At 71.5% G+C, this 10,344-nt stretch carries 11 protein-coding genes; 4 read left to right on the plus strand and 7 right to left on the minus strand.

Annotated features, from left to right (window positions below):
- The first annotated feature begins 207 nt into the window (after positions 1 to 207).
- Entirely contained in the window at positions 208 to 1,725 is a 1,518-nt protein-coding gene (locus tag QMK61_RS14010; RefSeq protein WP_302072842.1) for an FMN-binding glutamate synthase family protein, read from the plus strand.
- A 237-nt stretch (positions 1,726 to 1,962) separates the two neighbouring features.
- On the opposite strand, the gene QMK61_RS14015 is transcribed toward QMK61_RS14010, so the two are convergent.
- From QMK61_RS14015 to QMK61_RS14045, 7 genes are all read right to left on the minus strand, one after another.
- Positions 1,963 to 2,676 (minus strand): arginyltransferase, encoded by a 714-nt coding sequence (locus QMK61_RS14015; RefSeq protein ID WP_302072843.1) that lies wholly within the window; start codon positions 2,674 to 2,676, stop codon positions 1,963 to 1,965.
- A 69-nt stretch (positions 2,677 to 2,745) separates the two neighbouring features.
- Positions 2,746 to 3,150 carry a hypothetical protein gene (locus QMK61_RS14020; RefSeq protein ID WP_302072844.1) on the minus strand — a complete coding sequence of 135 codons (405 nt, stop codon included), beginning with the start codon at positions 3,148 to 3,150 and terminating at the stop codon, positions 2,746 to 2,748.
- A 37-nt stretch (positions 3,151 to 3,187) separates the two neighbouring features.
- The gene (gene tesB, locus QMK61_RS14025) at positions 3,188 to 4,054 is read right to left on the minus strand and encodes an acyl-CoA thioesterase II (protein WP_302072845.1); all 867 of its coding nucleotides are present in this window, start codon (positions 4,052 to 4,054) and stop codon (positions 3,188 to 3,190) included.
- 234 nt (positions 4,055 to 4,288) lie between these two features.
- Positions 4,289 to 5,299, minus strand: coding sequence for an alpha/beta fold hydrolase (locus QMK61_RS14030; RefSeq protein WP_302072846.1), 1,011 nt, complete (start codon positions 5,297 to 5,299; stop codon positions 4,289 to 4,291).
- Complete coding sequence (locus tag QMK61_RS14035; protein ID WP_302072847.1) at positions 5,296 to 5,439, minus strand: hypothetical protein; 144 nt, start codon at positions 5,437 to 5,439, stop codon at positions 5,296 to 5,298. Before QMK61_RS14035 ends, QMK61_RS14030 begins: the two co-directional genes overlap by 4 nt.
- Before the next feature lie 75 nt (positions 5,440 to 5,514).
- Complete coding sequence (locus QMK61_RS14040) at positions 5,515 to 6,360, minus strand: AraC family transcriptional regulator (RefSeq protein ID WP_302072848.1); 846 nt, start codon at positions 6,358 to 6,360, stop codon at positions 5,515 to 5,517.
- A gap of 31 nt (positions 6,361 to 6,391) precedes the next feature.
- Positions 6,392 to 6,946 (minus strand): N-acetylmuramoyl-L-alanine amidase, encoded by a 555-nt coding sequence (locus tag QMK61_RS14045; RefSeq protein ID WP_302072849.1) that lies wholly within the window; start codon positions 6,944 to 6,946, stop codon positions 6,392 to 6,394.
- 81 nt (positions 6,947 to 7,027) lie between these two features.
- On the opposite strand from QMK61_RS14045, the gene QMK61_RS14050 reads away from it, so the two are divergent.
- From QMK61_RS14050 to QMK61_RS14060, 3 genes are all read left to right on the plus strand, one after another.
- Positions 7,028 to 7,555: an alpha/beta hydrolase gene (locus QMK61_RS14050; RefSeq protein ID WP_302072856.1), complete on the plus strand. Its 528-nt coding sequence runs from the start codon at positions 7,028 to 7,030 to the stop codon at positions 7,553 to 7,555.
- Positions 7,552 to 9,738, plus strand: a complete 2,187-nt coding sequence (rlmKL, locus tag QMK61_RS14055) for a bifunctional 23S rRNA (guanine(2069)-N(7))-methyltransferase RlmK/23S rRNA (guanine(2445)-N(2))-methyltransferase RlmL (RefSeq protein WP_302072850.1) — start codon at positions 7,552 to 7,554, stop codon at positions 9,736 to 9,738. Before QMK61_RS14050 ends, rlmKL begins: the two co-directional genes overlap by 4 nt.
- A gap of 65 nt (positions 9,739 to 9,803) precedes the next feature.
- Positions 9,804 to 10,211 (plus strand): hypothetical protein, encoded by a 408-nt coding sequence (locus QMK61_RS14060; RefSeq protein WP_302072851.1) that lies wholly within the window; start codon positions 9,804 to 9,806, stop codon positions 10,209 to 10,211.
- Positions 10,212 to 10,344 lie beyond the last annotated feature (133 nt).

The raw sequence follows: 10,344 nt of genomic DNA on the forward strand, positions 1-10,344 counted from the left end.
TCCGCAAGTGGCTTTCGCGGGCATGGCCGTGGCCGGGCGGGTTCGCGGGAACGCGCTTTCCGCGGGCCGGCGCCGCCGTGCGACCGGGGTGGCGCCGCGTGCGCGGCACGGCATCGGCGCGCGGCGTTGTAGCATCGTGCGGAACGGCGCGGCGCCGCCGCGCACTGGTGTCACGACGGCCGCGGCCGTCCCGGGCGGAGGATGACGATGGAATCGACGGGTGGCTTCTCGCACTGGCTGGTGGTGCTGGTGGAGGCGGTGGTGGTGGCGTTCCTGCTGGCGTTCGTGATCGGCGTGGTGGTGGTGCTGGTCACCTGGCTGGTGGACCGCAACCAGACCTCCAACTCGGTGCTGCGTAACTTCCCGGTGATCGGCCACTTCCGCTACGGCTTCCTGCGCCTGGGCGAGTTCTTCCGCCAGTACCTCTACTCCAGCGACCGCGAGGAGCTGCCGTTCAACCGCGCCGAGCGCGTGTGGGTGTACCGCGCCGCGAAGAACGCGGACAACACCAACGCCTTCGGCTCCACCCGCGACCTGCGCGCCGAGGGCGTGCCGTTCTTCGTCAACGCGGCCTTTCCGGCGCTGGGCGACCACCATGTGGAGGCGAAGCCGGTGCGCATCGGCCCCTACGCACGGGAGCCCTACGACCACGCCGCGTTCTTCAACATCTCGGCGATGAGTTTCGGCGCGCTGTCGGCGCCGGCGGTGCGCGCGCTGTCGCACGGCGCGGCCAAGGCGGGCATCTGGATGGACACCGGCGAGGGCGGCCTGGCGCCATACCACCTGGAAGGCGGCTGCGACATCGTGTTCGAGATCGGCACCGCCAAGTACGGCGTGCGCACGCCCGACGGCAAGCTGGATGACCGGAAGCTGCAGGCGATCTGCGCCCACCGGCAGGTGAAGATGGTCAGCATCAAGCTCGGCCAGGGCGCCAAGCCCGGCATGGGCGGCTTGTTGCCGGGCGCCAAGGTGACGCCGGAGATCGCCGAGATCCGCGGCATCCCGGTGGGCGAGGATTCGCAGAGCCCGAACCGCCACCTGGACATCGCCAGCGTGCCGCAGCTGCTGGACGCCATCGCGCACATCCGCGACCTCACCGGCAAGCCCACCGGCTTCAAGGCGGTGTTCGGCGACATGCGCATGGTCGAGGACCTGTGCGACGAGGTGCGCAAGCGAGGCATCGAGAGCGCGCCGGACTTCATCATCGTCGACGGCTCCGAAGGCGGCACCGGCGCCGCGCCGCAGACGCTGATGGAAGGCGTGGGCCTGCCGCTGCACGAGGCGCTGCCGATGCTGGTCAACACGCTGATCGGGCGCAGCCTGCGCGACCGCGTCAAGGTGATCTGCTCGGGCAAGCGCATCACCGCCTACGACGTGGCGTGGGCGCTGTCGATGGGCGCGGACTTCGTCAACTCCGCGCGTGGGTTCATGCTGGCGCTGGGTTGCATCCAGTCGCTGCAGTGCAACCGCAACACCTGCCCCACCGGCATCACCACGCAGAACCCGAAGCTGCAGCGCGGGCTGGTAGTCAGCGACAAGACCGACAAGGTGGCCAACTACGCGCGGAACGTGATGCACGAGGTCGGCATCATCGCGCACAGTTGCGGCCTGGAAGACCCGCGCGAACTCGACCGCACGCATTGCCGCGTGGTGGGCGACGACGGCATCTCGGTGCCGCTGGTGCAGCTGTTCCCGTATCCGGAGAGTAGCGCGGCTTCGTCTTGAGGCGATCGCGGCCGCGCTTGCCCGTGGCTCGAGCGCAGCCGTGCCATCCGTATTCGCCTTGCGTCTCGTTTCCCCTCGCCGTCATTCCGGCGCAGGCCGGAATCCAGTGAAGTACTCGTGCGAAGCACACGAAAAAGATCATGCGTGCTGCGCACGAGTCATAAGACTGGATTCCGACCTGCGCCGGAATGACGGGCGGAGGGCGGAGCGTCCGCTCCATCGACCGCCGGGCTTTCCTTACATTCGGTCCGTCATCGTGCCCCAGCCCTGCGCCGTCCTGATCTGCAACGGCCGGAACCGCCGCTTGTAGTCCATCTTGGGGTGCCCTTCGATCCAGAAGCCCAGGTACACCCAGGGCAGGCCGCGGCGGCGGGCCAGTTCCACCTGCTGCAGGATGGCGAAGGTGCCCAGGCCGCGGGCGGTTTCGGCCGGATCGTAAAAGGTGTACACCGCGGACACGCCGTTGAGGCAGATGTCGGTGACGGCCACGCCGAGCAGGCGCCCGTCGCGGCGCAGCTCGAGGAACAGGGTGGGGCTCCACGGCGCGGTGAGGAAGCGGCGGAAGTCGCTGGCGTCGGCCTCGTCCATGCCGCCGCCGGGGTGGCGGTCCTGCAGGTAGGCGCGGTACAGCGCGTGGCGTTCGCGGTTGTAGCCGGGCGTCACCTCGGTCACGGCGAGGTCGGCGTTGCGCTTCAGGCAGCGGCGCTGCGAGCGGTCGGGCGCGAAGCGCTCCACGTCGATGCGGCAGGGCTGGCAGGCGTGGCACTGCGGGCAATGCGGCAGGTACAGGTGGCCGCCGGCGCGGCGGAAGCCGTGCTCCAGCGCCGAGCCGTAGAGCCGGTCCAACTGCGGCGCGGCCGGGTCCAGTACCAGGTTCTGCGCGGTGCGCTCGGCGTAGTAGCCGCAGGCGTGCGGCAGGGTCTGGAACAGGCGGACGCGATCGGAACGCATGGGGCAATTCTAGGCGCGGTCCGTATCCGCCGCGCAAATGCGCCGGGCCGGGAGGCGCCGGTCTGGCTCTCAGAACAGGTGGAAGCTGCGCAGCATCGCCAGCACGAACACCGCTACGATCGCCAGCAGCACGATCCGGCGCGCCCGCTTCACGGTATGGGCGCGGCGGGCCAGCGGCGAGGGATTGCGCGCCTCGGCCAGTTCCTCGGCGTGGCGCACGGTGGGTTCGATGCCCAGGCCGCGCAGCAGGGCGCGGGCGCGGGTGTAGTCGTCGGCGCGGCACACCCACACCTGCGGCCAGCTCTCGCGGCCGTTGCCGGCGCGTTCGTCGCGCCGGGTGTAGCTGAAGCGCTGGTAGGTCGGCCGGTTCCAGTTGGAACGGTTCATCACCTGGGTCTCGATGCCCTGCTCGGTCATCAGGGCGACCACGCGGTCGATGTTGTCCTGGCGCGGGGAGGTGTAGAGCTGGCGCATGCGTGGATTGTATCGTCTGGAGCCTTCCGGCGGCCTCTCAGCCTTCGCGCAGGCGGATCAGGCCTTCCTGCGCGGTGGAAGCGACCAGCCGGCCGGCGCGGTCGAAGATCTGCCCGCGCGCCAGGCCGCGGCCACCCTGGGCGGTGGGGCTGTCGAAGGAGTACAGCAGCCACTCGTCCACGCGGAACGGGCGATGGAACCACAGCGCGTGGTCGAGGCTGGCCATCTGCACGTTGTGGGTGAGGTAGGAGATGCCGTGCGGCAGCGTGGCGGTGCCGATCAGGTGGAAGTCCGAGGCGTAGGCGAGCATGGCCCGGTGCAGTACCGTCGAATCTTCGATCGGCGCGGTGAGACGGAACCAGATGTGCTGGATCGGCGGTCGCTTGGCCGGGTGCAGTTCGTCGCGCGGCCACACCTGGCGGAACTCGAACGGACCGTCGATGCCCAGCCAGCGCTGCAGCTTCACCGGCAGCTTGGCCAGCTCATCGGGCGGCAGGTGGCGCATCGGTTCCACGTCCTCCGGCGCGGGCACCTCGGGCATGGCGACCTGGTGCTCGAAGCCCTTTTCCGGCTCCTGGAAGGAAATCGCGCCGTTGAGGATGGGCTGCCCGTGCTGGATCGCCACCACCCGCCGCGCCGAGAACGAGCCGCCATCGCGGGCGCGCTCCACGCTGTAGACGATCGGCGCGTCGATGTCGCCGGCGCGCAGGAAGTAGGCGTGCAGCGAGTGCGCCTCGCGCGAGGGGTCGACCGTCTGCTGCGCCGCCGACAGCGCCTGCCCCAGCACCTGGCCGCCGAACACGAAGCGGGTGCCGATGTCGCGACTCTGGCCGCGGAACAGGTTGTCCTCCAGCCGTTCGAGCTGCAGCAGTTGGACCAGTTCGTTGACGTGCTCTTCGCGCATGGCGGGTCCTTGTCGGGATCCGCCAGTATACCGGGGCGTCCGCCTGCGCAGTCTCAGGAGACGGGTGTCTCCGTGCCCACCCCAGCTTCGGCCGCCACCGCGGGTGGTGGTTGCGTCCGCCGGTGACGCCGCAGGCCACGGGGACGAGGCCGCGGCGGCGCAATTCGGCCAGCACGAAGCGGCCGGTGTGGCCATAGGCGCCGTACACCGCGATGCGGCGGGAACGGGGTGCGTTCATGCGGCTTCTCTCCAGAGCTTGCACGCCTCTTCGGCGATCACGTCCGGGCGTTCCTCCGGCCAGAACAGCTTGCTTTCCGGCAGCCGGCGCACGCCCAGCGAACGGCCGAAGGCACGGTCGAGGAAGCCCGCATCGGCGGCAGAGAAGATCGTGTCGGCATCGCCCCACACGATGCGCACCGGCAGGCGCGAACGCGCCAGCGCGGGACCGCTGCCGGCCAGCACGTTCGTTTCCAGCGCGATGGCGTAGGCGTGCGCCAGCGCGCGGCTGCGGGGCGATGCCAGCAGCGGCGCGAAGTAGGTGTCGATGGCCTCGTCGGTGGGATGGGCGGGATCGGCGTAGCACATGCCGCCGATGCCTTCGGCCGAGCGCGCCAGGGCGTGGCCGCGGCGCCAGCGGCCCAGCCAGTCGTCGACGAAGCGGCCCTGCTTCGCCAGCGCGATCACCGGGCGCATCGCCGGCGGCGGGCTGTCCTGCGCGGTGTCGCAGTTGGTCAGCAGCAGGCTGCGCACGCGTTCCGGATGGCGGGCGACCAGCAATTGCGCCACGGCGCCCCCGCTGTCGCTGGCGACCACGTCGGCGCGCTCGACGCCCAGCGCATCGAGCAGGGCGAGCAGCATCTCTACCTGCGCGGCGGGCGCGCAGGACTGCCCTTCGGCCACCCGGGTGTAGCCCATGCCGAGGAAGTCGGGCGCGATGCAGCGCCGGTAGGGCGCCAGCCGTTCCAGCGCGCCGCGCCACTGGAAGCCGTTGAGCGGAAAGCCGTGCAGGAACAGCGCGGCGGGGCCGCTGCCGCGCTCGACGCGGGCGATGTCGCCGAACGCGGTGCGCGTGTAGCGACGCGCGGCGTGGAAAGCCGCGGCGTCCAGCGTCGGCGCGGTGGCGGACGCATGCGTCCAGCCGGCGAGCCCGGCCGCGCAGGCGCCGGCGGCCAGGGCGAGGAAGCGGCGCCGGCGCGGGTCCGGCGCCGCCCGCCGGGCGGCAGGCAAGAGGGTTTCGCCCTTCACGACTGCGCGGCCGCCTCGCGCAGCTTCTGCGCGCATTCCTCGCAGCAGACCTCGACGGTGCGGCCGCCGACGGTCACCTCGATGGCGTTGCCGTCGAGCGGGTAGTCGCAGGCGGCGCAGGTGGCTTCTTTCGCTTTCATGGCTGTGCTCCGGTGATGCCCGGGATCGGGCAGGCACAGGAGACCACCGGCCGCCGGCGGCGGCTGTCAGGATCTTTAGCCTTTTGCGGCGCAGGGGTTCAGCGCAGCCTGGCGGAACTCGCTGGGCGTGCGCCTGTAGGCCTGCCGGAACGCGGCGCTGAAATGGCTGTGGCTGGAGAAGCCCAGGTCCAGCGCCAGCGCGGCGACGTCGTCGCACTCGACGACCCGGTCCAGCGCGTGCGCCAGCCGCAGGCGCAGGTGGTAGCGGTACAGCGGCAGGCCCTCGACCTGCTGGAACGCCTGGGTGAGGTAGACCGGCGAGCCGCCGACTTCCGCCGCGATCTCCGCCAGCGTCCAGCGCCGGGTGAGGTCGCTGGCCAGCAGCAGCTTGGCCCGGTCCACCAGCCGCTGGCGCGCGCGGGTGGCGCCGGGCGCATGGGCGGTGCGCGGGCCGAGGCTGCGGCAGACCAGGGTCAGGGCCAGGCTTTCGGCTTCCAATGGCTCGATGACGCCATGGCACAGACCGTGGCGCAGCAGCGCGACCAGCACCTGGCTGCGTTCGTCGATGCGCAGCGCCTGGTCGCGGAACACGGGCTCGTCGCCCGGCAGCAGCAGCGCGGCCGGCGCCAGCTCGCGCAGCAGCGGCTGCGGGATCGACAGCGACAGGCAGGCGTCGCCACCGGACGCCGGGTGGCTCACCTGATAGCCCTGGCCGCCGTTGAAGAGCAGCACGTGGTTGGCGTCGGCCACCGATTGCGTGCTGCCGACGTGGCGCATGAACAGGCCGCGGTAGGGAAACACCAGGTGGGTGGCGGCCGCGCATTCCTCGGTGCTGCGATGGCGGCATTCGCCGCGGCAGTGCACGTCGTGTGCCGCGACGGTGGTCGACTGCAGCAGGGGCTGGACGACGAACTCCGGCATGGACGTGACCCGGGGGAGGGACAGGCGCAGTCTAACGCAGCCGCTCGAGGCCACAGGCGGGGACGATGGCGTCCCACGGGAACAGCGGGCCAGGGTCGAGCTTGCGCGGCACCAGCTTCGCCGGGTCGTCGCTGGCCGGCACCATCGCGGTGTCCAGCTCCTCGTGGCCGGCGATCCGGCGCAGGTTTGGGAACTCCCCGCGCAGCCGCGCCAGCAGGGCGAGCAGGGCGTCGACCTGGGCGGCGGGGTAGGGCTCGGTCATGGTCTGGCGGCGCGAGTCGAACCAGTCCGGGTAGCGGCCGGCGTTCACCAGTTCGATGCCGATGGAGTCGGCGTTCTGCCCGCGCACGTGGTGGGCGATGCGGGTGCCGGGCACCCAGCGGTAGGTGCCGCCGTCGCGGTCGATGTAGTAGTGGCCGCTGTTGCCGGCGCCGCTGTCGTACAGCACGCGCTCGCCGTACTCGCGCGCAGTGGCCAGGTCCGGCAGCTCGGTGCAGTGGATCACCACCCGCGTCACCGCCGCGGCCGGTCGCTCGGGCAGGCGCGGGACATAAGGCAGGAACTGGTCGTGGACGACGGGTGGCATGCGGCGGTCGGGCGGGGCGGAAACCGGAGTCTCGCACGGTTGCCGGCTATCATGGGCGCCCTGCACGTCATGGAGACCGCGATGCGCGGCCGCATCATCCTCTCGCACGGTTCGGATTCCAGCCCCGACGCCACCAAGGTCAGCGCGCTCGCCGCACTGGCCGGGTCGCTGGGCTGGGATACCCTCCGCACCGACCACCGCAGCGACGACGCGCGCGGCCTGGCCGGCTCGGTGGCGCCGCGCATCGCGCGCCTGCGCGCCAGCGTCGAGGCCAGCGCCGCGCCGCCGGTGCTGGTGGGCTCCAGCCTGGGCGCGTTCGCCGCGGGGCTGGCTTCGCTGGAAGTGCCCGTGGCGGGCCTGTTCCTGCTTGCCACGCCGAGTGCGATCCCGGGTTACGCACGCCCGCTCGGCCTGCGCGAAGGCGTGCCGGCCTTGCTGGTCCATGGTTGGCGCGACGAGGTCTGTCCGCCGGGCGGCGTGCAGGCCTTCGCCGCGCGGCGGCGGTTGCCGTTGCTGATGCTGGACGACGACCACCGGTTGACCGACAGCCTGGACATGATCGCCGCGCAGTTCCGCCACTTCCTCGCCACGCTGGCGGTCGCCGCGTGAGCGCCTTCTTCGCCACCTGCCCGAAGGGTCTGGAATACCTGCTGCGCGACGAGCTGGTCGCGCTGGGCGCGGAGGACGCGCGCGAGGCGCTGGCCGGCGTGCATTTCGCCGGCACGCTGGAGACCGCCTACCGCGCCTGCCTGTGGTCGCGCCTGGCCAGCCGCGTGCTGCTGCCGCTGGCCGAGTTCGACGCGCCCGACGACGACGCGCTGTACGCCGGCGTGCAGGCCATCGACTGGTCCGCGCACCTGGCCGCGCACGGCACGCTGGCGGTGGACGCGCACACCGCGCAGAGCAAGCTGGTGCACAGCCAGTTCATCGCCCAGCGCGCGAAGGACGCGGTGGTGGACCAGTTCCGCCGGCACGGCGGTACCCGTCCCGATGTGGACACCGACGAACCGGACGTGCGCCTCAACCTGCGCCTGAAGCGCGACCGCGCCACGCTGTCGCTAGACCTGTCCGGCGCGCCGCTGCACCGCCGCGGCTGGCGCGAGATGCAGGGCGAGGCACCGCTGAAGGAAAACCTCGCCGCCGCGATCCTGCTGCGCGCGCGCTGGCCGGAGGCCTATGCCGCGGGCGGCGCGTTGCTCGACCCGATGTGCGGCTCCGGCACCCTGCTGATCGAGGGCGCCTGGATGGCTGCCGACGTGGCGGCCGGCCTGCACCGCGAGTACTACGGTTTCCTCGGCTGGAAGCAGCACGACATCGCACTGTGGCGCAGCCTGCTGCACGAGGCGCAGCAACGTGCCGAGGCCGGTCTGCGCGCGCTGCGCCCGTGCTTTTTCGGCGCCGACGCCGATGCACGCATGGTGCAGGTGGCCAAGCGCAACGCGCAGGCCGCCGGCGTCGCGGGCTTCCTGGCGCTGGAGAAGCACGACGTGGCGCATGCCGCGCCGCCGCCCGGCGTGGCACACGGGCTGGTCGTCACCAACCCGCCCTACGGCGAGCGCCTGGGCGACCGCATCGAGATGCCCGCGCTGTACCGCGCGCTGGGCGAGGCCCTGCGCACGCGTTTCGCCGGCTGGCGCGCCGCCGTGCTCGCCGGCGACGCCGAATTGGGCCGCGCGCTGGCCCTGCGCGCGGAGAAGAAATACGCGCTCTACAACGGCGCGCTGGAAACCGTGCTGCTCACCTTCGAACTGCACGCGCACGACGACGCGCCGCGCGAGCCGAAGCCGCTGTCGTCCGGCGCGCAGATGCTGAAGAACCGGCTGGAGAAGAACCTGCGCCACCTGCGCAAGCGGCTGGCGCGCGAAGGCATCCGCTGCTGGCGCGCCTACGACCAGGACCTGCCCGAATACGCGGTGGCGATCGACGTCTACGGCGACACCGCCGGCCGCGACCACCTGCACGTGCAGGAATACCGCGCGCCGGCGGAGATCCCCGCCGAGGTGGCGCGCACGCGCCTGCGCGAGGCCGTGCGCGTGGCCGGCGAGGTGTTCGGCGTGCCGCGCGGGCGGATCGCGCTGAAGACCCGCGAGCGCGGCAAGGGCGGCGCCAAGTACGGCCGCTTCGACCAGCGCGGCGAGTTCGTGGAAGTGGAGGAGGGCGGCCTGAAGTTCCTGGTCAACCTCACCGACTACCTCGACACCGGCCTGTTCCTCGACCACCGCCTGGTGCGCGCGAAGCTGCGCGAGCTGGCCGCGGGGCGGCGTTTCCTCAACCTGTTCGCCTACACCGCCACCGCCAGCGTGTACGCGGCCGCGGGCGGCGCGCGCGATACCACCAGCGTCGACCTGTCCGCCACCTACCTGGACTGGGCCTCGCGCAACCTCGCGCTGAACGGCTTCGCGGGCGCGAAGCACCGGTTGGCGCAGGCCGACGCGCTGGCCTTCCTGCGCGCCGACCGCGGGCGCTACGGCCTGATCTACGTGGATCCGCCCACCTTCTCCAACTCCAAGCGCGCCGACGACTTCGACGTGCAGCGCGACCATGCCGCCCTGCTCGACGCCTGCGGCGACCGCCTCGCCGGCGACGGCGTGATCGTGTTCTCCAACAACTTCCGCCGCTTCAGGCTGGACCGCGAGGCGCTGGAGCGGCGCTTCGCCATCGAGGACTGGAGCGCGCCCAGCATCCCGTTCGACTTCACCCGCCGCGCCGACATCCACGGCTGCTGGCTGTTGCGGCCGCATCGCGCTGACACGGACATGAACCCCTGGAGCGGGGCGCGCGCCAAAAAGTGAACCCTTCAGTGCGGATTAAGCGCCGCCGGACCAGCATCGGTTCCGTGAAGAACCGGAGGTACGTCATGAGCAAGCGAAATCTCGGCAAGTGGATGGCGATCGGCCTGGGCCTGACCGCGGCGGTGGCGATGCCGCTGGGCGCGTCGGCGCACGGCTGGGGTCACGGCTGGGGCCATGGCGGTTACCATCATGGCTACTACCGCGGTGGCGGCTATTACCACCATCGCGGCTACTGGAGCGGCGGCCGCTGGATCGCCGGCGCCATCGTCACCGGCGCGGTGGCCGGCCTGGTCAGCGATGCGCTGAGCCCGCCGGTGGTGTACGCCCCGCCGCCGCGCGTGGTCTACGAGCAGCCGACCACGGTGGTGTACGAAAGCGCGCCGGTGACGCGCCGCGTGGTCACCACGCGCACCGTGGTGTACGACGACGGCCCGACCCGCTACGTGCGCGACGACGGCTACGACGGCGACTGATCCGGTCGGACCCGACGAAAAGCCCGGCCATGCGCCTAATGCCAGTCAGTTAAGGCATTGACGAAGCCGGAATGACCCGAGAGGCTCATGGTTTTCCATGAGCCTCTTGCTTGATGACTGCCCTGCAAACCCA

The organism is Fulvimonas sp. R45, from assembly GCF_030504985.1.
In the GTDB taxonomy this organism is placed as follows: domain Bacteria; phylum Pseudomonadota; class Gammaproteobacteria; order Xanthomonadales; family Rhodanobacteraceae; genus Rhodanobacter_A.

What these genes read in the sequence shown, in the direction of transcription:
- QMK61_RS14010 (WP_302072842.1), top strand. Translation starts at nt 208, where the DNA reads ATGGAATCGACGGGTGGCTTCTCGCACTGGCTGGTGGTGCTGGTGGAG.
- QMK61_RS14015 (WP_302072843.1), bottom strand. Translation starts at nt 2,676, where the DNA reads ATGCGTTCCGATCGCGTCCGCCTGTTCCAGACCCTGCCGCACGCCTGC.
- QMK61_RS14020 (WP_302072844.1), bottom strand. Translation starts at nt 3,150, where the DNA reads ATGCGCCAGCTCTACACCTCCCCGCGCCAGGACAACATCGACCGCGTG.
- tesB (WP_302072845.1), bottom strand. Translation starts at nt 4,054, where the DNA reads ATGCGCGAAGAGCACGTCAACGAACTGGTCCAACTGCTGCAGCTCGAA.
- QMK61_RS14035 (WP_302072847.1), bottom strand. Translation starts at nt 5,439, where the DNA reads ATGAAAGCGAAAGAAGCCACCTGCGCCGCCTGCGACTACCCGCTCGAC.
- QMK61_RS14040 (WP_302072848.1), bottom strand. Translation starts at nt 6,360, where the DNA reads ATGCCGGAGTTCGTCGTCCAGCCCCTGCTGCAGTCGACCACCGTCGCG.
- QMK61_RS14045 (WP_302072849.1), bottom strand. Translation starts at nt 6,946, where the DNA reads ATGCCACCCGTCGTCCACGACCAGTTCCTGCCTTATGTCCCGCGCCTG.
- QMK61_RS14050 (WP_302072856.1), top strand. Translation starts at nt 7,028, where the DNA reads ATGCGCGGCCGCATCATCCTCTCGCACGGTTCGGATTCCAGCCCCGAC.
- QMK61_RS14060 (WP_302072851.1), top strand. Translation starts at nt 9,804, where the DNA reads ATGAGCAAGCGAAATCTCGGCAAGTGGATGGCGATCGGCCTGGGCCTG.